This is a genomic window from Pantoea sp. SGAir0184, assembly GCF_043544755.1.
This window is the reverse complement of record NZ_CP028051.1, coordinates 481,227-504,720: the sequence shown is the minus strand read 5'-3', so window position 1 is coordinate 504,720 and position 23,494 is coordinate 481,227. Positions and strand designations below refer to the sequence as shown.

Here is a 23,494-nt window from a genome sequence, read left to right as displayed (position 1 = left end):
CATTGCAAGAATTTGTTACTGCCTTTCTGACGCCTTCACAATGCGAAAAAATCTTATGCTTCAGGGAGTAACGGCCCTGAGGCTGCTTTACAGGAAACTATCACGCCTGAAATCATCCTTAATCTCAGTCAACCGGTACGTGACCTACGGCCTCCCCGCCTGAACGGCTGTGCCTGCATCCTGATCTGGCATCTGAACACCACGCATTTACCAGCTTCGTACCCGGTCACCGCCATTGATTTATAATTACGCTGCCGATAGGAAAGGTGTTTATAAAGTTTCCTTTTCTGCGCTAAGGTGGACCAGTTATGCTTTTAATCCTGCAGCAATCGCTGCGTTGTTAACATGGCGCCATTTATTAAGCTGTAAATCGCCGTGACGTATATTGCGTGAGATGCCGCGATGTTAAATGAACGGCTTAACGTAGGTGGCGAGTAATATTAAATCAGCCGCTAACATGTTTATGCGTAATCAATGAAGAGACAAAAATCTTTACGCCCAATCAAAAACTGTACAGGTCGGGGCATATTTCCGGACAAATCTGTCGGCGGGTGAATATTTCCATTTGAATAAAATTGCCGTAGAATGCACGCTTTCGAATCAGTGATATCAGTAATAAGGGTTTATACATGAGCGATGCACTCAAGGCATTGAACAATCTTCGTACGCTGCGTGCTGAAGCACGTAATATTGAGGTTGCGGTATTAAACGAAATGCTGGAGAAGTTTGCCGTGGTGGTCGCCGAACGCCGCGAAGAGACGGCTGCAGAGAGTGCTGCACTGCGCGAAAAAGAAGAGAAGCTGGCGTTATATAAAGAGATGCTGCGCAAAGACGGCATTACAATTAATGAACTGGCGCAATTAAACCAGGGTGAAACGAAGAGCAAAGCAAAACGTGCACCCCGTCCGGCGAAGTATAAATTTACCGACGAACAGGGTAATGAGAAATTCTGGACCGGTCAGGGTCGTACTCCCTCGCCGATAAAGTCAGCGATTGACGCTGGCGGTTCGCTGGATGATTTTCTGATTTAATCCAGTCGCAGGAAATCGGGGCGGAACCGGCTAATTGCCGCATCACCGCCCCTGTATCGCGGCACCCTAAATGCTTTCATGCAATCCTTTCATGCATTCCTTTCATGAAGTGTACCGCGAGGTGATCAGGCCATTACGCCTTCCCACACCCGCCCGTCAGATTAACGCTGCACAGGCGCGCGCAATACGTTTACCCGCCTCCTGCACGCTATCGATATCCGTGGCGATCGACAAACGGAAATACGGCGACAGGCCGTAAGCACTGCCCGCAACGCCGGACACACCGCTCTCCAGCAGATAATTCAGCACATCCTGTTCATCATGCAGTACGGCGCCGTCAGGCCGGGTTTTGCCCAGCAGGCCAGCACAGCGACAAAAGACAAAAAATGCGCCCTGAGGTTGCAGCACTTCAATGCCGGCCACCTGCTGCAACTGCTGCACAATGACATCGCGTCGCGCCTGATACGCGGCGCGCTGCGGGGGCAGAAAATCGAGCCCACCGTCAAAGGCCGCAACCGCCGCCGCCTGGCTGATGGCGCTGGCACCAGAACTGTTCTGCGACTGCACCACTACCATGGCATCAATCAGCGGCTGCGGCCCGGCAGCAAAGCCAATGCGCCAGCCGGTCATGGCATAGGTTTTCGACGCGCCTCCCACCAGCAAAATGCGTTCAGCCAGCTCCGGCGCCACCTGCAGCAGGCTAACGTGCTGACGATCGTCAAACAGGATATGTTCGTACAGCTCATCCAGCATAATCAGCACATTGGGATGATCGCGCAGCACCGTCGCCAGGGCCTGCAACTCCTGTGCGCTGTACACCATGCCAGAGGGATTGCCGGGATTGTTCAGCACCAGCCAGCGGGTTTTCTCAGTGATCGCCTGCGCCAGCTGCGCCGGCTGCAGCTTGTACTGCTGCTCAAGCGGACAAGGCAGCAGCACCGCCTCGCCACCGTTGAAGCGCACGCTGTCCGGGAAAGTTGGCCAGAATGGCGTGGGCACAATCACCTCGTCGCCGTCGTTTAGCGTCGCGGCAAACGCGTTGAAGATGATCTGTTTTGCGCCGTTGGCGATACAGATTTGCTCCTGCGCGTACTGCAGCTGATTCTCGCGCGCCAGTTTGGCCTGCACCGCTTTACGCAGCGCGGTGGTGCCATTGGTCGGCGTATAACGGGTTTCACCGCCATCCATCGCGGCGCTGGCGGCGGCACGGATGTGCGCGGGCGTATCAAAATCCGGCTCACCGGTGGTGAGGTCAAGAATATCCACGCCCTGCTCTTTTAGCTGGCGCGTCAGCTGACGTGCCGCCGCGTTAGCCGAGAGCGACACAGACTGTACGCGCTTCGATAGGGTGATCATGTTTCGCTCCTGTCTCTCACACCACCGGCAGGCCGAGGTTTTCACGCAGCGTGGCGAACTCGTACTCTTCGCGGAACAGACCGCGACGGCGTAGTTCCGGAATCACCAGCTCCACAAACAAATCCAGCTGCTCGGACATGATCGCCGGCATGATGTTGAAACCATCGGCACCGCCCTCGTTGAGCCACAACTCAAAGTCATCAGCAATATCCTGCGCGGTACCGACGATTACCCGGTGACCACGCGATCCGGCGGCTACCGCGGCCAGTTCGCGCAGCGTCAGATTTTCACGTTTCGCCATGTCGGTCATCAGTTTCACGCGGCTCTGGTTGCCTTCACCCAGCGGCACTTCCGGCACCGGACCGTCGAGCGGATACTGGCTCAGATCCATATTGAAACGCAGCGAGAGCTGACGCAGACCGTTGTCGATATCAACCAGCGTGTTGAGCTCTTTCCACAGCGCTTTGGCCTCTTCGCGCGTGCGGCCAACAATCGGCATCACGCCAGGCATGATCACCACGTGATCAGGATTGCGTCCGGCGGCAATCACCTGATCTTTTTGCGAACGGTAAAAGCTCTGTGCTTCTTCCAGGCTGGCCGAGGCGGTGAAAATCACCTCGGCGGTCTCTGCCGCCAGCTTCTGCCCATCGCTGGAAGAACCGGCTTCGATAATCACTGGACGCCCCTGCGGTGAGCGGGTAATGTTCAGCGGGCCCTGCACCTGGAAGTGCTCGCCGACGTGGTTAATCGGCTGAATTTTGTCATCAATGAAGTACTGACCGGTCTCTTTGTTGGGCTGCACCGCCCCTGCCTGCCAGCCGTCCCACAGCTTATAGGTAACATCAAGGAATTCACGGGCGCGCGCGTAGCGCTCCGCATGATTAGGCATATCGCTGCGGCTGAAGTTACGCGCCACATCGGTAGAGAACGACGTCACCACGTTCCAGGCGGCGCGGCCGCGGCTAATGTGGTCCAGCGATGAGAAGCTGCGCGCCATGGTGAACGGGTCGCTGAAGGTGGTCGAGGCGGTCGCCGCCAGGCCAATACGTTTGGTGTTGACCGCCAGCGCCGACAGCAGCGTTAACGGCTCCAGACGCGCCATGGTGGAAGGCAGACGATACATGCTGGTCGCCAGTGCATCACCCACGAAGAACAGATCAAACTTGCCGGCTTCGGCTTTTTTCGCGATGGTGATCAGCCAGTCAATATCCGTCGGATCGCCCAGATTTTCCGTCAGCCGCCAGCCGCTCACATGCTGTCCAACCGGTTGTACAAACAGCCCTAAACGGATGCGGCGTGAAGATGAAGTAGCCATATTTTTTCCTGGTCAATAAAAGGGTCAATAACAATTAAAAGGCGTTCTCAGTCGCCAGCAGCGCCTGCTCTAAGGCATCCGCGCTGATGCGGAACGGCAGACGTTCGGCGCTGGCCGCCGGGAATTTGATCTGTTCAGCAATGCTTCTGATGGCTGCGCGACGATCGCCGTGCAGCGGCGCTAAGGTCAGCGGCATATCATACTGCCGCAGCAGCGCCAGCAGCGCGGCGTCCGGCTCACCGTCGTGCTCAATCAGCGACTGCACCAGCAGGCTGTAACCGACTTTTTCACCGTGCAGCCAGTGGTGCAGCTCCGGCTGATGGGTCAGACGGTTATGAATCGCATGGGCAAAGCCTGGCGTTGGCAGCACATCACGCACGCTGTTGGCCAGGCCGGCCAGCACAATGCTGGCATCGATCACCTTCACCAGTTCCGGCGTCACCTGCTGTTGCTGGTTGGCCAGCACGGCGGCGGCACCGTGCTGGCGATAGACATCCAGCGCGCGCTGCGCGGTCATCACTTTAAGATCGAGGGCGAGATCGTGGGGGTTGTGCCGCAGATAAGGAGAGAACTCGTAGTATTTAGCCAGCGCGTCAACAATGCCCGCTTTGAGGTAACGCACATCACTTTGCGCAATCACTTCGCTGTCTACCAGTACCAGTTCAGGCATTTTGCCCAGCGGCTGGCTGCGCACGTGGCCGCCCTGCGCGTCATAAATAATCGCCACCGGCGACCAGGCGGCACAGGTCGCCGCGACGGTGGCGAAATTGACGACGGTGATTTCCGGTAACTGGCTGCCGACCGCTTTAGCCGCATCCAGTACGCGCCCGCCGCCAATTGCCAGCAGCAGTTCAGCCTGCTGCTGTTGCAGATTGCTTTTCAGCGTATCAATGGCCGCATCGGTGCATTCGCCGTGCAAATACTCGATTTCCCAGCGAATACCACAGGTTTCCAGACTTTGCGTTAATTGCGGATTAACCGCCTGCCAGGCGCGCGGAGAGGTGAAAATACGGATATGCGTAGCATAAGGTTTAATGAATTCACCGGTGCGCGCACGCAGTCCCGGTTCGTGTGCGTAGACACGCGGAGATTTAATCGCTAACACGTTGTCACCCTGATTAGGAAAAACGCCATAACAAAATTGTTATATTTCAGAGGATTAATGCGAAATAGTTATAGCGCTATGTATTTTATGCATACTACGGTAAATGGCGATTTGTGCAATGAAAAAGCCGCCATTTCATTTTCACAAATTTGCATTAGCTTATCCGGATTTCACATATAGCCCGTCAGCGCTTTACTGCTACTCTGAGCCTTCTTTCTTTATCGCCCGCCGGGCGGTTTTCCGGGGATAGCTATGACACTTGAGTTTCGTCAGGTCACAGAAGACGAAGTGGACACTTATCAGGCGCTGATGCATGCCGCCTATGCGCCCACGCTGGCGCTGGGGATCAAATTTGATGCGGCCACCGCTGACCACGAGAAAACGCTGCGGCATCTGCAAAGCCACGGCGTGTATGCGCTGTATGCCCAGGGCGTGATGGTCTCCTCGGTCACCGTGCGTTATCCATGGGGCCCGTTGCCGGGTCCGTTCGGCCTGCCGCATATCGGCTGGTTTGGCGCTCACCCGGACTACGCGGGGCAGCAGTTTGGCCGCCAGGTTCAGGATCGCCTGGAGCAGGAAATTTTACGCGGCCAGTTACGCGCACCGGCGGTATCGCTCGGTACCGCCATCAACCATCCGTGGCTGATTGATATGTATCGCAAGCGCGGATTTGTGCTCATGCACACCACCGATCTCGGCAAAGGCCACATCACGCAATATATGAAAAAAGTGCTGGATGAAACCGCGCACGATGCCTGGCTGACGCGCCAGGCAGCATCACAAGGAAGCCAGGCATGAGCCAACTGAATGAAACAGCGCTGGGCGAGCAGCTGATCGCCTTTCGCCACGAACTGCACCGTTTTCCGGAACTCTCTAATCAGGAGTTTGAAACTACCGCCCGCCTGCGCCAGCAGCTGGAACAGCACCAGATTCGCATCGTTGATTTGCCACTGAAAACCGGTCTGGTGGCGGAGGTCGGCCCGGCACAGGGACCGCTGATTGTGCTGCGTTCGGATATTGATGCGTTGCCGATTGAAGAGCAGTCGGACGTTGCTTTTCGCTCGGAGCGTCCCGGCGTGATGCACGCCTGCGGCCACGATTTTCACGCTTCCGCTGCACTTGGCGCGGCGATTCTGCTTAAGCAGCAGGAGGCAACGCTGCCCGGCCGCGTGCGGATTCTGTTCCAGGCCGCCGAAGAGAGCGGCCAGGGCGCGCCGGATGTCATCGCCACCGGCGCGCTGCAGGAGGCGGTGGCGATTTTCGGCATTCATAACGATCCGTCGCTGCCGCCTGGCGTGGTGGGCAGCAAAGCCGGCGCGCTGACCGCGGCGGTGGATCGCTTCGATATCCGCATCACCGGCACCGGCAGCCATGCCGCCAAACCGCATCAGGGCAACGATCCGATCGTTATCGCGGCGCAGATTGTCTCCGCGGCGCAAACGCTGATTAGCCGTAACGCCCCCTCCGCTGACAACGCGGTGGTGTCGATCACCCAGCTGCACAGCGGCAGCACCTGGAACGTCATTCCGGACAGCGCCTGGCTGGAAGGCACGGTGCGCACCTTCTCTCAGTCCACGCGTGAGCGACTGGAGCAGCGCTTCCGCGAAATCGTGCTTGGCCTTGGTGCGGCTTTTGCCGCAGAGGTTGAGTTTAACTGGCACGCCGGTCCGCCTGCGGTAGTGAATGATGCGCACTGGGCGGATTTTGCTCTGCAGCAGGCCACCGCCAGCGGACTTGAGGCGCGCGTGGTGGAAGCCAGCCCGATCGGCGAAGATTTTGCTTTTTATCAGCAACAGCTGCCCGGCGCCTTTGTGATGATCGGCACTGGCGAACCTTATGCGCTGCACCATCCGGCTTTTCGCATCAATGATGCGGTGTTGCTGCCCACCTCACGCTACCTCGCGCAGCTCGCCGTGGCGGCGCTGCGCAGTCTGGAGCGGGCATGAACCTGAGCCACGCGCTGGCTGAGCGCATCCTGCAAAGCCAGCCGGATGCGGCGGCACGTGATGCCGCGCGCACTGGCATACAGGATTTTCTCGCCGTGAGCTGGCCGGTGTTACAGCAGCAGGTGCCGGACAGCGGCTTACCGGCGCTGCGACAGGTTTATGGCGACGGCAGCGTACGCTCACAGGCGTTGCTGCTGGGCTATGCCGGCCATGCGCTGGATTACGATGATTTCCATGCCGATTTTCGCGGCCATCCCAGCGTGGCGATTCTGCCCGCGCTGTTTGCCTGGCAGCAGCAGCAGCCCGCCACTGCCGAAGCGTTCCTTGATGCCTATGTCATCGGCGTGGAAGTGGCTGGCCGGCTGGGACTGGCCGCCAGCCAGCAGCACTACGCGCTGGGTTATCACAACACGGCCACGCTGGGCACGCTGGCGGCGGCGGCCGCGCTGGCACGTCTGCTGCAGCTTAATGCAACCGACTGCGCCACGCTGATCGGCATCGCGGCGACCCAGGCCAGCGGACTGCGCGCTCAGTTTGGTTCGGCGGTGAAGCCGCTGCATGCCGGACTGGCGGCAGAGCGTGCGGTGATGGCGGCGCAGCTGACGCTGGCGAAATTCGATGGCCGGCATGAAGGCGTGATCGACGCGTTTCTCGCCGCCAGCAGTAACGGCGAGGCGCAGCCGCAACGGCTGGTGGAAAACTGGGGCGCGCCGTGGCGCATCAGTACCCCCGGTCTGGAGTTCAAACCCTTCCCCACCTGCGCCGGAACTCACAGCGCTGCCGAAGCGGCACGTCTGCTGCGGCGCGCCTGGCTGGCGGAAGGTCACTCGCTGGACTCGCTGCTGGAAAATATTGATGACATCACGGTCGCCTTCCCGCCGGGTGGTGACATCGCGGCGGCAGTTCGCGTGCCGGCTAACGGCATCGAAGCACGCTTTAGCCTGGAGTACGTGATTGCCGCCATGCTGATGTATGACGATTTGCGGCTGGAAGATTTTGCCGAAGGTGCGCTTAATCCAGCGGTGATGCCGCTGGCGGCCAAAGTGCGTCGCACGCCGGATGCGTCCGCGCCGCCCGATGCGCTCAACCCGGCGCGGCGTTTTCATCTCGTCACGCTGACGCTGAAGGAGGGTCGTCAGTTGCAGCAGCGCCGCACGCGGCAGCAGTCGCTGGCGGATGGCGTAGATGTGGCGGCCAAACTGCGTCAGGCGCTGCGCCATGAAGTGCCGGCGCGCCAGCAGCAGTTACTGGCTATCAGCGAGCTGCAAAGCACGGCGGATTTGGCTACATTAAGCCAACTGTTGCGCGCCTGAATCCTGCCGGCGCGCGTTCTTCGCTTAAGGCTGGCGTATCATGTCTAAAACTCAGCGGCTTCCCGAACTGCTGCAATTGCTGCGCTGTCATCGCTATCCGCTGACCGCGCAGCGTATCGCCGAACAGCTGCACATCAGCGTGCGCACCGTCTATCGTGACATTCTTAGTTTGCAGCAGCAGGGCGTGGAGATTGAGGGCAGCGCGGGCGTTGGTTATTTACTCAAATCCGACGGCCATTTGCCGCCGCTGATGTTTTCCCGGCAGGAGATTGATGCGCTGGTGCTCGGGCTCAACTGGGTCACCCGACACACCGACGATGAGCTTAAGTCCGCCGCGCGCCATGCGCTGGCCAAAGTCCAGGCTGTGATTCCGTCCCATCTTACGCAGAGTATCGATCACCAGTCGCTGCTGATCGCCTCCCAGGGCGAAGCCTTGTTCGAAACCCATCTGCCGCAGATTCGCCAGGCAATCCATCAGCGCAGCAAGATCAGCCTGCGCTACAAAGATCTGCAGGATAACCTCTCCACCCGCACCATCTGGCCGGTGGTTATTGGCTACTTTGAACGCGTGCGCCTGCTGTGCGGCTGGTGCGAACTGCGCCAGGAGTTCCGCAATTTCCGCGTCGACCGCATTGAAGCGATCAGCGTCACCAGCGAACTCTATCCCGGCACGCGTCATCAGTTGCTGAAACGCTGGCGGGATTATCACCATTTACGTCACCCGGTGGACAGCGCGACGCGCTAGCGACATAAAGTTGCCATAAGCGACAAAATGTCGCATACTTAGCCACGTGCAGCAGTAATCGAAACTCAACATTACAACAGTCAGTCCATCACCGCTTTCATCCGCGAGGTAATATTCATGGCCACAAGTATTCGTTTAGACGATGACTTCGTGAGCGACGTTAAAATTCACGCTGAAGCCGCCAGCCGCAGCATTCCAAAGCAGATTGAGCATTGGGCGAAGATCGGCCGGATTGCTGAGGATAATCCGGACTTACCGTATAGCTTCATTGCTGAAGTATTGATCGCCCAGGCTGAAGTCGATAATCAGAAGGTTTCGCCGTATGTCCGCCGAACACCCCGATCCAAAACCACAAAATAGCATCGAGGTTTTTCAAACACGCCGCTTTGAAAAAACGCTCGATAAATTGCCCGATACACAGCGTGCCATCGTCGAGGATGAGATCGACAGGATTGTTGACGCGCCTGAGATCGGTGAGCTTAAAAAAGGTGACTTAAACTTTTTACGCGTGCACAAATTTCAGCTGAATAACCGCCTGACGCTGTTGGGCTATAGCTGGGTGGAAAATAAACTGGAACTGTATCTGCTGGATATCGGACCCCATGAAAATTTCTATCAGGAACAGAAAAAGCACCGTAAAGCCGATCTGAAAATTATCAGTTAACCCATCGACTCCTGACAAAATCTGTCACAGCCTCCCCCTACTATGCAGCGGTAAACACACAAGGAGATCACCATGCTTACCGCTAACATGACCATTATTTATGTGCCCAACGTCGTGAAAAGTGCTGACTTTTATGCCGCGCTGTTCGACATCAAACCCGCAGAACTCAGCCCAACCTTTGCCATGTTTGTGTTTGAGAGCGGCTTTAAACTGGGTATCTGGTCGCAGTATACCGTTGAACCCGCACTCTCCCTGCCCGCCAGTACAGCGCATAGCGAAATTGTTTTTAAAACCGCGCGCAAAGACGATGTCGATTTTCTTTATCACGAATGGGGCGTGCTGCGCGAAATCACCATCATTCAGTCACCGGTGCGCATGGACTTTGGCTACACCTTTACCGCGCTGGACCCGGACGGGCACCGCCTGCGTGTCTGCTATTTACAGCTGGATGAGTAAGTGAAGAGACCTGGCGCTTACGGTTGCAGGTTGTTAAATGCACTGAGAAATCATTAACTATATTTATATTCTTAATTGCCGGTTAATGACATCAACGCTGCTGTTCAGTTAAGCAACGTGCAGGTAATTCAACCTGGTGGATAGCGGTGCGATTTATCGCGCAATAAGTTGCACCGCTACACAGTGCGCGAGATGCTTGTATTTCCTCTGGCTAATATCCATATATTACAGCGCATTATAATAAGATTGTCATCGTTGACTTTATCCGTCATTACCGTTCCCCTCCCACATCGCGCTTTTTTAAAGTGCCTTCCGTGTATGCAATAAATAAAATCTACTGAATACAGCCACCTGAACACGCTACGTCATTTCCAGGACAAGTCTTGTTACTGTTAAATATTAATTACGTTTTTATGGGCCTCTGCACAGGCTGCAGTGTACCTGTAGCCCGACCATGGATAAGGCCAGGCAATGAAACGCCGTACTACACCGGGATGTGATGATGAACAGTAATCTGCTTAACCTGCGCCAGCAGCGCGCGACGCGCACGCTATTTTTTATCGCCGGACTGGGCATGGCCGCCTGGGCGCCGCTTATTCCCTTCGCCAAAGCGCAACTGGCGATCAATGACGGCATGCTGGGGCTGCTGCTGTTCTGTATCGCCGCAGGCTCCATGTCAGTTATGCCTTTTACCGGCGCGCTGATAGCCCATTTTGGCTGTCGCACGCTGCTGCTGCTGTGCGGTGCCGGACTGGCCCTGGATCTGCCGCTGCTGATGCTGCTGAACGCACCGCTGCCGATGGCGGGCGCGCTGTTGCTCTTCGGCGCGATCAACGGACTGATGGATGTCAGCATGAATTATCAGGCGGTGATCGTGGAGCGCGAGGCCGGGGCCAGCAAGATGTCAGGCTTTCACGGTTTTTACAGTCTTGGCAGCATTGCTGGCGCTGGCGCGGTGAGTCTGCTGCTGTGGCTGCAGGTTGCGCCCCTGCTGGCGCTGCTGCCGCTGTGTGCGTTGATTTTATTGCTGCTGCTGATGAGCCATACCGCCCTGTTGCCCCGTCGCCGCACGGATGCAAAACCAACGCGCGGTACGCTGCGCGCCCTGACGCACCGTAACGTGGTGCTGATTGCCCTGCTGTGTTTTCTGCTGTTCCTCACCGAAGGCGCCATGCTCGACTGGTCAGCGGTGTTCATGAACAGTGAACGCGCCATGTCGATGCAGCTGGCCGGTTTCAGCTTCACGCTGTACGCCACGGCTGTCGCTACGCTGCGCCTGTTTGGCGATCGGCTGATTAATCACTATGGCAGTCGCCGCGTGCTCACCTGGGGCGGTCTCGTCGCCAGCGGGGGGCTGGCATTAGCGATTTTATCCGTCTGGCTGTGGAGCGCCCTGCTCGGCTTTGTGCTGGTGGGTATCGGTCTGGCCAATATCGTGCCGATTTTATTCAACGCGGCGGGTAACCAGCGCACTGTCGCCGCGCATTACGCCATACCGGCCGTCACGCTGTGCGGTTACTCCGGGCTACTGCTGGGCCCGGCGCTGATTGGCTTTAGCGCCCAGCTCACGTCCCTGACCACCACGCTCAGCGCCGGCATCGTGATGTTGCTGCTGGTGACTTTCGCGGCGCGTTTCGCTCTGACAGCGAAGTAGCGCCTCTGCCCTGTCATATTCACAAGGAGTTTCTATGACAACCTCAACGCAACCGGTGTTCAGCCTGCACTACGTCGGGCTCAATCTGAAGAAAGGCGTTAATGCCGCGACCTTCGAAGCCTTTCTCAAGGCGCGCGGCACGCAGATTCCTGTTTATCCGGGCTGGCAATGGTCGCTGTTAAAAGGCCTGCGTGGCGAACGCCAGGAACAATACCTGATGCTGTATCAGGCTCCCAGCCAGGCAGACTATGACCGCTATATCACACCGGCTGGCGAACTCACGGCTGAGGCCATCGCCTTCTGGCAACAACGGCCCGAGGCGTGCGCGCTGCTTGAGGAGTGGAAAAACTTTGCCACCTACGGGGAGTTACCGACACTCTTCTCCACCTTCTCGCTGCTGGCAGAAAACCGCCACAGTTCACTGCCGCCCGGCCCGAACTTTCAGCCCGATGCTCAACCTGGGGTGGCACGCGTGGTCGGTTTTCATCATCTGGCGCTCCGCGCGGGCGTGACGGCTGCCGACTTCGATCGCTTTATGATTGAGAACGTCGCGCGCATTGATGACTATCCTGGCTGGAAGTTTCACATGCTGAAGGGCACCGGCGGTAATCGAAGTGAGCAATATGCGGTGATGCTGGTGATCGAGAGCCTCGACTCGCTCAACAGCTTCCATCCGGCGATGGACGTCTCAACCGAAAAATCGCTGACGTTTGTGAAAAACCATCAGGAGAGCGAGCGTATGTATGATGAATGGCGCACCATGGCCTCGTTCTCCGGCGCACCGCAAATGTATACCGACTATCTGACGATTGCCGGCAACGTTGGCTGAGGCTGGTCATGACCGGCGGAGGCCGGTCAGACTGCATCATCACACCCGCGCAGGGTTGGTGTGCGGTTGTGGCTGGCCCGACACCTCAACGCCTGGCCAGCCCGCTGTTCGCGTCCGTTGCCGGATTAGCTCACCCGCGCCGCTGCCGGGCTGTTCAGCGCGGCCAGCAGCGTTGCCGAGTCCGCCACTGCGCCAAAAATACCGCCCTGCATATGAATCATGCTGAGCGCCGCCTCATGATGCTTCAACTCCGTCGCCGCGCAGCAGTCGCTCAGCACCAGACATTCAAAGCCGCGATCGTTGGCTTCGCGCAGTGTGGTATGCACGCAAACGTCGGTGGTGATGCCGCTGATGATTAAGTTGCGGATACCGCGACTGTGCAGAATCAGCTCAAGGTCGGTGGCGTAAAAAGAGCCTTTGCCAGGTTTATCAATAATCACTTCATCCGGTAGCGGCGCCAGCTCGGGAATGATTTCCCAGCCTGGCTCACCGCGCACCAGAATGCGGCCACAGGGCCCTGGTGCACCAATTTCCGCCTGCATCCGCCGCGATCGCCAGCGCTTGTTGGCCGGCAGATCGCTCAGGTCCGGACGATGGCCTTCACGGGTATGGATGATCGGGAAGCCGGATTCGCGCATGCGCGCTAACACCTGCTGCAGCGGTTTGATGGGGGCGCGCGTCAGGGAGATGTCGTACCCCATAGTGTCAACATAGCCGCCCTTGCCGCAGAAGTCGGTTTGCATATCAATCACCAGCAGCGCGGTATTTTGCACCGTGCAGTTGCCGTCAAACGGCCACGGATAGGGGGTTGAATCTACGATATAATCAGGCATTGCTTTTCTCCATTACCGCCGTGCTGCTTTCCGGTTTCCATTTCACAATCAGCGTATAGCTCAGTGCCGCGGTGACCAGGCCGATAACCGCTTCACCAAACTGCGGGAATTCGAGGTGGGCCATCACCGCACACAGGCTGCCGATGGCCCAGGCGGCGAACGCGCTGCCGCGCAGGCGCCGTGTTTGACGCTGTTCGCTGATTTTCGCCATAAAGATCAGGTCAACAATCATCACTGCGCCAAACGGCGGCACCACCATGCCGAGCAGGCTGAGCCATTCGAGGAACCAGGACCACACGCCGGCCAGCGCCAGCACGCCACCGATGGCACCGAGGATCAGCGTCCACAGGCGCATTTTGCTGCTGAACAGATGGCTGAAACCGACCGCGCCGTTATACAGGCAGTGCGTGCACACCGAACCGAGGTTGATAAACACAAACAGAAAGGCAATGACGGAGAGCAGCATGCCGTGCCCCATCAGCAGCGGCAGGAAGTTACCGCCGTTGCTGAGCGGATCGACCGCCGCGCCGACGGCGACAATCACCACGCCAAACAGATAGGAAATCACATTCGCCAGCGGGAACGCGGAAAACGCGGCGATCACCGCTGATTTGCCGTCCTTCGACCAGCGGGTGAAATCCGCTGTCATGGTGCCGGAATCCGCAAAGCCGGCAATCACCATGGTGACCGCCGTGCCCATGCTCATGGCGCCAGCGGCTGCCGGACTGCCCTGCCACTGGGTCAGCGTGGTGAAATCATGATCCTTGCTCACCAGCCACAGCGCAACCAGCCCCAGCACCACAAACAGCGGAGCGGCAATCATTCCCAGCACCGACAGCGCCCGCACCCCAAGAAAGGTGACGCCGGTATACAGCACCATGGCAAACGCGGTGACCGCCAGCGCATTCCAGCCAAAAGTCTGGTTGATCACCGTCCCGGTCAGGCCGGTCTGGAAGGCGTACCAGCCTATCACCACGGTAGAAAGAAAGCCGGACACCAGGATATAGCCTTTGGTGCCAAAGGTCCGCTTCGCCTGCAGCGCGAAGTTCATACCGGTATGCCCGGCGAACCAGCTAAGTGCGCCGACATAGGCAAACAGCACCAGGTTACCCAGCAAAATCGCCAGCAGTGCCGGCCAGAAGCCAAGATGCCAGGTGATAATGCCGCCGAACAGCGCATTGGTGAGGATCATCGGAAAGCCAAACCACACCGCCGACACCGAACCCGTCGAGTGGCGATGGCTAAGCGGCACCGGCTCATGCTCGAACTCCTGCTCCAGCGCAGGGGAAGATTTGTTACTCATGGAGAACTCCAATAGCAGCAGGATAGTGATGATTCCATGGTTGGATGCGCTCAAAAGCGGCACTGGCCGCCAGCACCAGGCCATCGTCCAGATGACGACCCACAATTTGCATACCGATCGGCAGACCACTGGCCGTGAAGCCGGCAGGCACCGAGGCGGCAGGCTGACCGGTAAAATTGAACGGGAAGCAGAACGACAGCCAGTGATCGCTGCGCACCATGCGGCCATCAATGACTTCCGGGCCCTGCATGTGCAGCGCAAACGGCGGTACCGCCAGCGTCGGTGACAGCAGCAGGTCGTAGCGCTGCATAAAGCGCCACAGCTGGTTGCAGAGCTTTTTGCGCGTGGTATTGGCGTCGGTGAAATGCTCCGCGCGCCAGTCGCGCTGCAGCATGGCACTCAGGTGCGGTGACATCGCTTTTCCCAGCTGGTTCTGCATCTGGCGCATGCCGCTCAGATCGCTTTCGAACGCCACCAGCGCAGCAAAGCTGGCGCTTTCGTCAGCGATGCCGGGATCCACCTCCTCCAGTTCTGCGCCCAGCGCCGCAGCGAAACGACGTGCGGCCGCGGTGACCACGGCGCGCACTTCCGCATCGACGGCGATATAGCCAAAGTCGGCGCTGAAAGCGATGCGCAACCCCTGCAGTGGCCGATGCAGACTGGCCAGCCAGTCAACATCGCTGCATGGGATGGAGTGCCGATCGCGCATGTCCGGACCGGCCATCACCGACATCATCAGCGCGCTGTCGCGCACGCTACGCGTCATCGGACCGATATGTTCAAGCGATTCCCAGCTGGAAACGCCAGGATAACGTTCATCGCGGCAGCCCGGCCACAGCGGCACCCGCCCCATCGAGGCCTTGAGTCCATAGACACCGCAATGGGCTGCCGGGATTCGTACCGATCCTCCGCCATCACTGCCGAGCGCAATCGGACACAGCCGCGCCGCCAGCGCCGCGCCGGATCCCGCACTCGATCCGCCCGGCGTTTTGCTCACATCCCAGGGATTACGCGGTGAGGGAAACAGGGGATTATGGCCGACACCGCTGTAGCCAAACTCCGGCGCGGTGGTCTTGCCCAGCAGGATGGCATCCGCCGCCAGCAGGCGCTCAACGGTGATGTCATCTTCTTCGGGAATAAAATCGGCGTAGGCGGCCGATCCTGACGTGGTTCGCACACCTGCGGTACAGATCAAATCTTTTACCGCCAGCGGCACACCCGCCAGTGCGCCCAGCGGCTCGCCGCGCGCACGACGGCGGTCGATCTGCTCTGCCTGTGCCAGCGCCCGCTCCGGCGTTAGCGTACAAAACGCCTGAATCAGCGGCTCCCGCTGTTCCAGGCGATCCAGCGTCGCCTGGGTTAACTCGCGCGCGGAAACCTCGCCGTCGCGCACCCGCGCCGCCAGCTGGGTGGCATCTTCATCCAGCAGTGCATCAAACATGATCGTTCTCCCGGGTTAATTGGCTACCGGGATGAGTGCAGTTTGCGTGCCAGAATAGTGTGGTGTGCGCGGCCGTTAAGCGCCGGACCAGATGGGATACGGTCTGGGATACAAGATGGAATACTTATGGATGCGGCAGCCATACCGATGCAGGCAATACGCACAAACTGTGCGCACCGCTGCATCATGGCGTTGCCATTTTAGGGTGCAGCCAGCGGAGGCGGCGTTGCTGCCGTGGCGTGCGTCAGAAGGGTTAGCTTTGCGCGCTGACTAACCGCACGGCGAAGCCAAAAAACAGCATGCCGGTCAACATGTTCGCCAGCTTGACCAGGCGGGTGCGGCTGCGCAGATAGCGCACCATCACCGCGCCAGCCACCAGCAACAGGGAATAGTAGCTGAAACTGATCACCTGGATCAGCGCACCCAGGGTGGCAAACGCCGGCGCGGTATGGGTTACGCGCGGATCGATAAACTGAATGAAGAACGAAACGTAAAACAGAATCGCCTTGGGATTGGTTACGCCAAGCAGCAGCGCACGCAGGAAATAGTTTTCCTGTTTTACCGCTTCAGCCGGTTGATCGCCGCTGCGTTTGCGCAGCGCGCCGATGATAATCTTCACGCCGAGATACAGCAGGAACATGGCGCCAAGATAACGCACCACCATAAAAATATGCGGACTGGTACGGATCAGCGTCGCGACGCCCGCCCAGGCGAGAAAAATCAAAATCAAATCGCCCGCCATCACCCCGGCTATCGCCTGACAGGCCGGCTTTGCCCCACGACTCATCCCGGTGCGCAGCACATACAGGCTGTTGGGTCCGGGTAATAGAATGATCACCAGCGCGCCCGCCAGGAAAGTCCAGAGATTGATGATGCCTAAATCGTGAAACATTACGGTGCTACCCCATGCCGATAAGCAGGTAAAAATGAGTGAAAGTGGAACCCGGCGCGCTGCTCAACTGCCGCGGCGCGGCGCATAGTAGCAGTTGTGCGATGGATTTGTCGCTTAACGCCACGGTTCAGGTGGTCGAAACGGTGTTACGTAACACATACAGCGCGTGGCAGGCACCAGTGACGTTGTCACAGTGATGATTCAGAGGTTTCGCAACTGCTGCATCACCGCATCCAGAAATACCCGTAACACCGCAGGCTGGCGTTCGCGCGACATATACAGGCCATAAATGCCTAAGGTGCGCGGTTGAAAACCGGGCAGTACGCAACGTAACTGACCGCTGGCCAGTGCAGCCTGCGCCTCCATTGCCGGCACCATGGCAACCCCACATCCGGCGATAGCGGCATCACATAACACGGATGAAATACCAGCGCTAAAATTGCCGCTCACCACCACGGAAACCGCCTCGCCTTGCGCATCGTGAAACTGCCAGCGCTGCCCGGCAAAGCGGCTGTAGTGCAGGCAATTATGTTGTGCCAGATCCGCTGGCGTCTGCGGTTCGCCCCGCTGCGTTAAATAGGCCGGTGCAGCGCAGACTACCGAAGCACATTCACCCAGCCTGCGGGCAATCGCGCCGGGCTCCGGATCGTCAGTAATGCGAATAGCCACATCGATGCGCTCACCCACCAGGCTGACCGGCTGATTATTGATCTCCAGCTCAATACGCACCGCCGGGTAACGCGCAAGGAACGCCGGAATCATCGGTCCAAGAATGTGTGTGGCGGTTGAATGTGCACAGGCTACGCGCAACGTGCCCTGCGGTTTGCCCTCATCGCCCTGCTGTTCAATCTCGTCGGCCAGCCGGGCCAGTGCGCGTGTCTTATGCAAAATCTGCTCACCCGCCGGGGTAATGGTCAGCCGCCGTGAAGAACGGTGCAGCAGGCGTGCGCCCGCCCACTTCTCCATTTCATCAAGATAGCGACTGACCATCGGGCGCGATATATCCAGCGCGCGCGCCGCCGCGCTCAGGCTTCCCAACTCACAAATCCGGTTAAACACTCGCGCTGCCGTCACTCTGTCCATGCAGGCTCCATCTGATCGTTTTATGCAACTGATCATATCTGATTGCGGGAATTCTGCCAGCTGGCGATTTGCTTACAATAGCGTCTTTCAGTGACGGCACGTTGCCGTAAAAAGGAAGATGCCATGAAGATGAAATCACTCGCGCTGCTGGTCACCTTAGCCGCCGCGCCGGTTTTTGCCGCCCCGTTGCAGTTAGACGTGTATAACCCACAGGAACAGGGAATTTTTCCGGTCTCGTCGACGCTGGTCTCCGGTCCGCATGAAGCGATTCTGTTTGATGCGCAGTTCAGCCCCAAAGATGGTGAAAAGCTGGTGGAACTGATTAAAGCGCGCGGCAAGCAGCTGACCCACATCGTGATCACCTCGGGCGATCCGGATTTCTACTTCGGTCTTGAGCCGCTGGTGCAGGCGTTCCCGCAGGCCAAAATTGTCGCCTCGCCGCTGGTAGTGGAACATATCGAAGCGACTAAAGATGCCAAGCTGCAGTACTGGGGACCGCAGATGAACGGCGCTGCGCCGCACCAGCTGTATGTGCCGCAGATTACCCACCAGACGCGGTTTAGCGTCGATGGTGAGCGCATCGAGCTGCGCCACGCGGCAGAAAAATCAGCCTACGTGTGGATTCCCTCCAGTAAGGCAATACTCGGTGGCACAGTGGTGGATTCCGGCATTCACGTCTGGACCGCGGACACCCAGACCGCAGCCAGCCGCGCAGAGTGGCGTCAGGTATTGCGAGAAATGCAGCAGTTGAAGCCGCAGGTGGTGATCCCCGGCCACTATCTGGGTGCGCGTCCGGCGGGCGATAAGGCGGTCACCTTTACCCTGGATTATCTGCAAAGTTTTGAGCGGGCGCTGCAACAGCACAAAGGCTCCGCGGCGGTGATTCAGGCAATGAAACAGGCGTGGCCAACCTTAGCGGATGTCAGCTCGCTGGAGCTGAGCGCGAAGGTGAATACCGGTGAGATGAAGTGGAAGTGACGCGAGGATAAATGAACGGGCCAGACGCCGCCGCGCCTGGCCTGAAGCTTACTGCAGATGGGTTTTCAGCTCTTCCGCCGCCTGGCGAATCGCAGTGCGAACCGCCGGCACCTCGCTCAGCGGATTGAGCAGACCGTAGTCATGAATCAGGCCGTTATAGCGCGTCACGGTGACATCCACACCGGCGGCATCCAGTTTGCGACCAAAGGCTTCACCCTCATCACGCAGCACATCCAGTTCTGCCGTCTGAATCAGCGTTGGCGGTAAGCCCTGCAGCTGCTCTTTCGTGGCGCGCAGCGGCGAAGCGAGGATATTGTCACGCTCGCTCTGTTTGGTGGTGTAGGCGTCCCAGAACCATTTCATCATGTTCCGCGACAGGAAATATCCGTTGGCAAACTGGTGATACGAAGCGGTATCAAAGCGCGCATCGGTTACCGGCCACAGCATGATGTCATAACGAATCGCTGGCGTTTGCTGCTGTTTAGCCTGCAGCGCGACCGCCGCCACCATGTTACCGCCGACGCTGTTACCAACCAGCGCCAGGCGCTTGCCATCGACACCAATCTCGCTACCGTGTTCTGCCACCCAGCGTGTCGCCGCATAAGCCTGATTGATGGCCAGCGGATAATGCGCTTCGGGTGACGGCGTATAGTTCACAAACACAGCCGCAGCGCCAGATTCCACCACCAGATCGCGCACCAGACGTTCGTGGGTCGGGAAATCACCGAGGATCCAGCCGCCGCCGTGGAAGAACATAAATACCGGCAGCGTACCCTGTGCGCCCTGCGGTTTTACGATATTCAGCTTAATGGGCTGGCCGTTTACCTGAATGGTTTTTTCAGTGACGTCGGCCGGCGGCAGTGTTACGCCCTTCTGCGCATCAATCAGGACCTGGCGCGCTGCCTGCGGTGACAGTTGCTCAATCGGTTTGCCGCCGCTGCTGTTCAGCGCCTGTAAAAACTGCTGCACGTGACGTTCAGGTTGTGGTGCGTCAGCAAAGCTATTTACCGACGCAGTAGCCATCGCCATGGCAAGCAGAGAGTGTTGTAATTTCATGGTGTTACTCCTTTAATATTTTTTGCGATTATATCGCACGCTATTTAAATGATAATGACTCGATGATCGTGTTCTGAACTGAGACTGAATTTATATAGCGCGCTATTTAATAGCAAGATATTTTTTAGCGAAGATTTACATCACTACTCTATTGCACTGATTTTAATCAGGATATTTTTTTAACTTTTTGTCTGCAGACGGGTTCGTTTTCCGGCCAGTCACATTGGCAACCTGCAAATTCATCTTGTCTGCGTCCCCGCCAGCCGCCACACTGGCGAGCACGCCGCGATTTTTCACACATTGAGGTAACGGGTAATGCCGCAGAGTAAAGCTACCCTGACTGGTCTGCTGGCCATTCTGCTGTGGAGCACGATTGTAGGATTAATAAAAAGCGTTAGTGAAAGTTTTGGTCCGGTAACCGGTGCCGCGCTGATTTACAGCGCCAGCGCCCTGCTGTTGCTGCTCACCGTGGGTTTTCCTGACCTGCGCCAGTTTCCCCGCCGCTATTTGCTGATCGGCAGCCTGTTGTTTGTCTGCTATGAGCTCTGCCTGTCGCTGTCGCTGGGTTTTACTCATAGCGGCCATCAGGCGATTGAAGTCGGCATGGTTAATTACCTGTGGCCGGCGATGACCATCGTTTTAACGGTGATGGTTAACCGGCAAAAGACCAGCCCGTTGATTATTCCCGGCCTCCTGCTTGCCGTCGCCGGTATTTGTCGGGTACTGAGCGGCGATCGGGGATTTTCATTGGGCGAAATGATCGACAATGTGATGGATAATCCGCTCAGTTATGGTCTGGCATTTGGCGGTGCGATGATTTGGGCGGTTTATTGTGTCGTGACAAAAAATAGCGCGAAAGGCAGTAACGGCATCACGCTGTTTTTCATCTTAACTGCGCTGACGCTGTGGCTGAAATCGCTGCTATCACCGCAGCCGCCCGTGGTGTTTTCGCTGCAGGCGTGCATCAGCCTGGCGCTGGCAGCGATGGCGATGGGGCTCGGCTATGCGGCGTGGAACGTCGGCATTCTGCACGGCAATGTCACGCTGTTAGCCGCAGCTTCCTACTTTATCCCTATCATTTCGTCGCTGATAGCCGCTTTTATCCTTAACTCCAGCCTGACCTTCTCCTTCTGGCAAGGCACGGCGATGGTTTGCCTCGGTTCGCTGCTCTGCTGGTGGTCAACGCGCGGGACTGCAACGCGTAAGCTGGAAAGCAATACGCTGGAATAACCGGCTGGATGGCGCAGCCGGACGAGAATACGGACAGTGGTGCAGACTCAGCGCGGCGGCGGGAACATTTTGCGATACAGCGACGGCGTCATGCCGGTCACTTTGACAAACGCGCGGCGCATCACATCGGCACTGTGATAACCGCAGGCCGCCGGGATCGCTTTGAGCGGCAGCTCACCGGCATCCAGCAAAGCCCGCGCGTGGCTGATGCGTGCCTGCTCCAGCCATGCGCCAGGCTGGATCTGCATCTCCTGCTGAAACAGACGCGCTAAATGCCGCGTACTGAGGTGCATGTGCGCCGCCAGGTCTTCCAGCCCGCGAATCTGTGCCAGATGCGCGATTGCCCAGCGCTGCATCTCCTGAAAGGCGCTGCGTCCGGCCAGGGACACCTGTTGTTTACGAACAAAATGTCCCTGTGTGACCGGGCGCTGGAAGAACATCACCAGGCTGGCGGCCACCTCCTGTGCCAGCTCGTGCCCGAGATCCTCTTCCACCAGCCGCAGCGCCAGATCCAGTCCGGATGTCACCCCGGCAGCCGTGCGTAATGCACCATCCGCCACATACAGCGCATCGGCTTCGACCTGTGCATCGGGTAGCAGTAATGCCAGCCGTTCCGCACACGCCCAGTGAGTAGTGACTTTCCTGCCGTTCAGCAAACCCGTTTGCGCCAGCAGTAGCGCCCCCGTACACACCGAGCCGTAACGCTGGCTGCGCTGACAGAGCGCGATAATCTGCTGGCGCTCACTGGCGGAGAGCTGCATCTGGCTGGCGTCAGGTGCTCCGGCGACCAGAAAGGTATCGGCGCGATGCTGTGTCGCCGCAGTTAGCGCAACGTCGGCTTCCAGCCGGACACCAGACGAGCAGCGGATGCTGGTGTGCTGCAGCGACATCACGCTGAGCTGATACACCTGACGATGCAGCAGCCGATTTGCCTCGGCAAACACATCCAGCGGCCCGGAAATATCCAGCAACTGGGCGCCGGGAACGGCCAAAAGGGTAATGTGATGGTGAGTCATTGTCTGGCTGTCCGCTTAAATCGCTATGTCTGAAATCATCGTTAAACAGAGATTCATGACATTGTCGCGCGGCTTTATGCTGAACGCAACTTCACTAAGCGGAGAGATCACCATGAGTTTTACGATTAACGGCATTTGTATTCCGGACAGCAAAATGGCGCGCGATGCTACCGCGCTGGTACGTGACATCGAATCGGATCTGTTATTTCATCACTCCAGCCGCGTTTTTTACTGGGGCGCTTTGGCAGGTCAGCGACTGGGGATCAAAGTGGATGCCGAGCTGCTTTACGTTGGCTGCATGTTCCATGATGTGGGCCTGACGCAACAGCATTGCAGTTGCGATAAGCGCTTTGAAGTCGATGGCGCCAATGCGGCGCGCGATTTTCTGCAACATTACGGGGTTGCCCAGGCGGATATTGATAAAGTGTGGACGGCGATTGCCCTGCACACGACGCCCGGCATTCCGCAATTTATGGCCGGGGAAATCGCCCTGGTGACGGCCGGCGTTGAGATGGATGTGCTGGGTATTGACTATGACCACTTCAGCGATGAGCAACGTGAAGCCGTGGTGCAGCAGCATCCCCGTCCGGCACAGTTTAAAGAAGAAATTATCCAGGCATTTTATGAAGGCATTCAACACAAACCGGCGACGACTTTCGGCAACGTGAAAGCTGACGTCATCGCTGATAAGCAACCGGCATTTCGCCCGATGAATTTTTGCCGGATTATCCGCCAGTCGCGCTGGGCGGGTTAACATGGACAGCGGAAATAGCTCATCGCGAACGGGAGAAATGGCGACGGAAGCGTGCGCTGTGAATCCCGGCAACAAAATTAACTCATCGAACATTGTCAGCAGGGGAGAATTTTCGTTGCTATTATAGTGACGCAACACACAGCTCAAGCGTTGCGACGAGAATTTTTCCTGTAGTTTTTTGTTATGCCCGCTCTGCGGGCATTTTTTTATGCCAGAAATAGACTGCCGTCCCCTGCCCCTGCCGTGCTGCCTGGTGTCCGCTGGACGTTTTGCCGGTACCGGATGTTAATGAAAGCGACCAATTCATAACAATTCGCCCACCACGCATGTATATCTTCGTTACAAATAGGGTGACGAAATGACCTTGTTTCATATGGTACAACACTGTTTCACCATGTAAAATCGCAACGACTATCCAGTAAGACTGCTTACAGCATGCATCGATCCCTGAGAGATCGGGCTGCCGCATGGCCAGAGGATTGAATACAGAAAAA

General features: G+C 57.7%; 24 protein-coding genes. 14 read left to right on the top strand and 10 right to left on the bottom strand.

Annotated features, from left to right (window positions below; translation table 11 throughout):
- The first annotated feature begins 629 nt into the window (after positions 1 to 629).
- Complete coding sequence (locus C1N60_RS22475) at positions 630 to 1,031, top strand: H-NS family histone-like protein (RefSeq protein ID WP_394521836.1); 402 nt, start codon at positions 630 to 632, stop codon at positions 1,029 to 1,031.
- 156 nt (positions 1,032 to 1,187) lie between these two features.
- Here the strand turns inward: C1N60_RS22475 and C1N60_RS22470 are convergent, their stop codons facing one another.
- Genes C1N60_RS22470 through C1N60_RS22460 form a run of 3 tightly spaced genes read right to left on the bottom strand, consistent with a single transcriptional unit; the run spans position 1,188 to position 4,807 of the window.
- Positions 1,188 to 2,387: an aminotransferase class I/II-fold pyridoxal phosphate-dependent enzyme gene (locus tag C1N60_RS22470; protein ID WP_394521835.1), complete on the bottom strand. Its 1,200-nt coding sequence runs from the start codon at positions 2,385 to 2,387 to the stop codon at positions 1,188 to 1,190.
- Positions 2,388 to 2,403: 16 nt separating this feature from the next.
- Entirely contained in the window at positions 2,404 to 3,702 is a 1,299-nt protein-coding gene (locus C1N60_RS22465; RefSeq protein WP_058770255.1) for an LLM class flavin-dependent oxidoreductase, read from the bottom strand.
- A gap of 34 nt (positions 3,703 to 3,736) precedes the next feature.
- The gene (locus C1N60_RS22460) at positions 3,737 to 4,807 is read right to left on the bottom strand and encodes an iron-containing alcohol dehydrogenase family protein (RefSeq protein WP_394521834.1); all 1,071 of its coding nucleotides are present in this window, start codon (positions 4,805 to 4,807) and stop codon (positions 3,737 to 3,739) included.
- A 252-nt stretch (positions 4,808 to 5,059) separates the two neighbouring features.
- Here C1N60_RS22460 and C1N60_RS22455 point away from each other — a divergent pair, with 252 nt between their 5' ends.
- From C1N60_RS22455 to C1N60_RS22415, 9 genes are all read left to right on the top strand, one after another.
- On the top strand, positions 5,060 to 5,605 hold the full coding sequence (locus C1N60_RS22455; RefSeq protein ID WP_394521833.1) for a GNAT family N-acetyltransferase: 546 nt from the start codon (positions 5,060 to 5,062) through the stop codon (positions 5,603 to 5,605).
- Entirely contained in the window at positions 5,602 to 6,753 is a 1,152-nt protein-coding gene (locus C1N60_RS22450) for an amidohydrolase (RefSeq protein ID WP_394521832.1), read from the top strand. Before C1N60_RS22455 ends, C1N60_RS22450 begins: the two co-directional genes overlap by 4 nt.
- Positions 6,750 to 8,066, top strand: a complete 1,317-nt coding sequence (locus tag C1N60_RS22445; RefSeq protein ID WP_394521831.1) for an MmgE/PrpD family protein — start codon at positions 6,750 to 6,752, stop codon at positions 8,064 to 8,066. The genes C1N60_RS22450 and C1N60_RS22445 overlap by 4 nt, the downstream gene beginning before the upstream one ends.
- A gap of 40 nt (positions 8,067 to 8,106) precedes the next feature.
- Entirely contained in the window at positions 8,107 to 8,811 is a 705-nt protein-coding gene (locus tag C1N60_RS22440; protein WP_166710439.1) for a helix-turn-helix transcriptional regulator, read from the top strand.
- 117 nt (positions 8,812 to 8,928) lie between these two features.
- Positions 8,929 to 9,171 (top strand): ParD-like family protein, encoded by a 243-nt coding sequence (locus C1N60_RS22435; RefSeq protein ID WP_071813632.1) that lies wholly within the window; start codon positions 8,929 to 8,931, stop codon positions 9,169 to 9,171.
- On the top strand, positions 9,134 to 9,475 hold the full coding sequence (locus tag C1N60_RS22430) for a type II toxin-antitoxin system RelE/ParE family toxin (protein WP_127834950.1): 342 nt from the start codon (positions 9,134 to 9,136) through the stop codon (positions 9,473 to 9,475). Before C1N60_RS22435 ends, C1N60_RS22430 begins: the two co-directional genes overlap by 38 nt.
- Before the next feature lie 72 nt (positions 9,476 to 9,547).
- Positions 9,548 to 9,931, top strand: coding sequence for a VOC family protein (locus C1N60_RS22425; protein ID WP_394521829.1), 384 nt, complete (start codon positions 9,548 to 9,550; stop codon positions 9,929 to 9,931).
- Between the two features lie 499 nt (positions 9,932 to 10,430).
- Complete coding sequence (locus C1N60_RS22420) at positions 10,431 to 11,585, top strand: MFS transporter (RefSeq protein ID WP_394521828.1); 1,155 nt, start codon at positions 10,431 to 10,433, stop codon at positions 11,583 to 11,585.
- Between the two features lie 34 nt (positions 11,586 to 11,619).
- On the top strand, positions 11,620 to 12,414 hold the full coding sequence (locus C1N60_RS22415; RefSeq protein ID WP_394521827.1) for a hypothetical protein: 795 nt from the start codon (positions 11,620 to 11,622) through the stop codon (positions 12,412 to 12,414).
- 125 nt (positions 12,415 to 12,539) lie between these two features.
- On the opposite strand, the gene C1N60_RS22410 is transcribed toward C1N60_RS22415, so the two are convergent.
- The 4 genes from C1N60_RS22410 to leuE all read right to left on the bottom strand — a co-directional run bounded on the left by C1N60_RS22410 (position 12,540) and on the right by leuE (position 16,883).
- Positions 12,540 to 13,247 (bottom strand): biuret amidohydrolase, encoded by a 708-nt coding sequence (locus C1N60_RS22410; protein WP_021509020.1) that lies wholly within the window; start codon positions 13,245 to 13,247, stop codon positions 12,540 to 12,542.
- Positions 13,240 to 14,550, bottom strand: coding sequence for a purine-cytosine permease family protein (locus C1N60_RS22405; RefSeq protein WP_021509019.1), 1,311 nt, complete (start codon positions 14,548 to 14,550; stop codon positions 13,240 to 13,242). Before C1N60_RS22405 ends, C1N60_RS22410 begins: the two co-directional genes overlap by 8 nt.
- Positions 14,543 to 15,991 carry an amidase gene (locus tag C1N60_RS22400; protein WP_394521826.1) on the bottom strand — a complete coding sequence of 483 codons (1,449 nt, stop codon included), beginning with the start codon at positions 15,989 to 15,991 and terminating at the stop codon, positions 14,543 to 14,545. The genes C1N60_RS22405 and C1N60_RS22400 overlap by 8 nt, the downstream gene beginning before the upstream one ends.
- Positions 15,992 to 16,244: 253 nt before the next feature.
- Entirely contained in the window at positions 16,245 to 16,883 is a 639-nt protein-coding gene (gene leuE, locus C1N60_RS22395; RefSeq protein WP_058770263.1) for a leucine efflux protein LeuE, read from the bottom strand.
- Positions 16,884 to 16,921: 38 nt separating this feature from the next.
- On the opposite strand from leuE, the gene C1N60_RS22390 reads away from it, so the two are divergent.
- The gene (locus C1N60_RS22390) at positions 16,922 to 17,080 is read left to right on the top strand and encodes a hypothetical protein (protein ID WP_193751881.1); all 159 of its coding nucleotides are present in this window, start codon (positions 16,922 to 16,924) and stop codon (positions 17,078 to 17,080) included.
- Positions 17,081 to 17,084: 4 nt separating this feature from the next.
- Here the strand turns inward: C1N60_RS22390 and C1N60_RS22385 are convergent, their stop codons facing one another.
- Positions 17,085 to 17,966, bottom strand: a complete 882-nt coding sequence (locus C1N60_RS22385) for a LysR family transcriptional regulator (RefSeq protein ID WP_278706772.1) — start codon at positions 17,964 to 17,966, stop codon at positions 17,085 to 17,087.
- 123 nt (positions 17,967 to 18,089) lie between these two features.
- Here C1N60_RS22385 and C1N60_RS22380 point away from each other — a divergent pair, with 123 nt between their 5' ends.
- The gene (locus C1N60_RS22380) at positions 18,090 to 18,944 is read left to right on the top strand and encodes a Vmh family MBL fold metallo-hydrolase (protein WP_282954427.1); all 855 of its coding nucleotides are present in this window, start codon (positions 18,090 to 18,092) and stop codon (positions 18,942 to 18,944) included.
- 48 nt (positions 18,945 to 18,992) lie between these two features.
- Here the strand turns inward: C1N60_RS22380 and C1N60_RS22375 are convergent, their stop codons facing one another.
- A complete protein-coding gene (locus C1N60_RS22375; protein WP_369974302.1) occupies positions 18,993 to 19,973 on the bottom strand; it encodes an alpha/beta hydrolase in 981 nt (326 codons plus the stop codon).
- 342 nt (positions 19,974 to 20,315) lie between these two features.
- Here C1N60_RS22375 and yddG point away from each other — a divergent pair, with 342 nt between their 5' ends.
- Positions 20,316 to 21,230 (top strand): aromatic amino acid DMT transporter YddG, encoded by a 915-nt coding sequence (yddG, locus tag C1N60_RS22370; RefSeq protein WP_125310541.1) that lies wholly within the window; start codon positions 20,316 to 20,318, stop codon positions 21,228 to 21,230.
- Between the two features lie 47 nt (positions 21,231 to 21,277).
- Here the strand turns inward: yddG and C1N60_RS22365 are convergent, their stop codons facing one another.
- Positions 21,278 to 22,246, bottom strand: coding sequence for a GlxA family transcriptional regulator (locus tag C1N60_RS22365; protein ID WP_394521825.1), 969 nt, complete (start codon positions 22,244 to 22,246; stop codon positions 21,278 to 21,280).
- A gap of 112 nt (positions 22,247 to 22,358) precedes the next feature.
- Between C1N60_RS22365 and C1N60_RS22360 the strand changes: the two genes are divergently transcribed.
- On the top strand, positions 22,359 to 23,000 hold the full coding sequence (locus C1N60_RS22360) for an HD domain-containing protein (protein WP_394521824.1): 642 nt from the start codon (positions 22,359 to 22,361) through the stop codon (positions 22,998 to 23,000).
- Positions 23,001 to 23,494 lie beyond the last annotated feature (494 nt).

Bases quoted from the DNA above. Each gene is read 5' to 3' on its own strand.
- C1N60_RS22415 (WP_394521827.1), top strand. From the start codon at position 11,620: ATGACAACCTCAACGCAACCGGTGTTCAGCCTGCACTACGTCGGGCTC.
- yddG (WP_125310541.1), top strand. From the start codon at position 20,316: ATGCCGCAGAGTAAAGCTACCCTGACTGGTCTGCTGGCCATTCTGCTG.
- C1N60_RS22445 (WP_394521831.1), top strand. From the start codon at position 6,750: ATGAACCTGAGCCACGCGCTGGCTGAGCGCATCCTGCAAAGCCAGCCG.
- C1N60_RS22365 (WP_394521825.1), bottom strand. From the start codon at position 22,246: ATGACTCACCATCACATTACCCTTTTGGCCGTTCCCGGCGCCCAGTTG.
- C1N60_RS22455 (WP_394521833.1), top strand. From the start codon at position 5,060: ATGACACTTGAGTTTCGTCAGGTCACAGAAGACGAAGTGGACACTTAT.
- C1N60_RS22450 (WP_394521832.1), top strand. From the start codon at position 5,602: ATGAGCCAACTGAATGAAACAGCGCTGGGCGAGCAGCTGATCGCCTTT.
- C1N60_RS22475 (WP_394521836.1), top strand. From the start codon at position 630: ATGAGCGATGCACTCAAGGCATTGAACAATCTTCGTACGCTGCGTGCT.
- C1N60_RS22360 (WP_394521824.1), top strand. From the start codon at position 22,359: ATGAGTTTTACGATTAACGGCATTTGTATTCCGGACAGCAAAATGGCG.
- C1N60_RS22380 (WP_282954427.1), top strand. From the start codon at position 18,090: ATGAAGATGAAATCACTCGCGCTGCTGGTCACCTTAGCCGCCGCGCCG.
- C1N60_RS22425 (WP_394521829.1), top strand. From the start codon at position 9,548: ATGCTTACCGCTAACATGACCATTATTTATGTGCCCAACGTCGTGAAA.
- C1N60_RS22375 (WP_369974302.1), bottom strand. From the start codon at position 19,973: ATGGCGATGGCTACTGCGTCGGTAAATAGCTTTGCTGACGCACCACAA.
- C1N60_RS22435 (WP_071813632.1), top strand. From the start codon at position 8,929: ATGGCCACAAGTATTCGTTTAGACGATGACTTCGTGAGCGACGTTAAA.
- leuE (WP_058770263.1), bottom strand. From the start codon at position 16,883: ATGTTTCACGATTTAGGCATCATCAATCTCTGGACTTTCCTGGCGGGC.
- C1N60_RS22405 (WP_021509019.1), bottom strand. From the start codon at position 14,550: ATGAGTAACAAATCTTCCCCTGCGCTGGAGCAGGAGTTCGAGCATGAG.
- C1N60_RS22430 (WP_127834950.1), top strand. From the start codon at position 9,134: ATGTCCGCCGAACACCCCGATCCAAAACCACAAAATAGCATCGAGGTT.
- C1N60_RS22465 (WP_058770255.1), bottom strand. From the start codon at position 3,702: ATGGCTACTTCATCTTCACGCCGCATCCGTTTAGGGCTGTTTGTACAA.
- C1N60_RS22440 (WP_166710439.1), top strand. From the start codon at position 8,107: ATGTCTAAAACTCAGCGGCTTCCCGAACTGCTGCAATTGCTGCGCTGT.
- C1N60_RS22400 (WP_394521826.1), bottom strand. From the start codon at position 15,991: ATGTTTGATGCACTGCTGGATGAAGATGCCACCCAGCTGGCGGCGCGG.
- C1N60_RS22470 (WP_394521835.1), bottom strand. From the start codon at position 2,387: ATGATCACCCTATCGAAGCGCGTACAGTCTGTGTCGCTCTCGGCTAAC.
- C1N60_RS22385 (WP_278706772.1), bottom strand. From the start codon at position 17,966: ATGGACAGAGTGACGGCAGCGCGAGTGTTTAACCGGATTTGTGAGTTG.
- C1N60_RS22410 (WP_021509020.1), bottom strand. From the start codon at position 13,247: ATGCCTGATTATATCGTAGATTCAACCCCCTATCCGTGGCCGTTTGAC.
- C1N60_RS22420 (WP_394521828.1), top strand. From the start codon at position 10,431: ATGATGAACAGTAATCTGCTTAACCTGCGCCAGCAGCGCGCGACGCGC.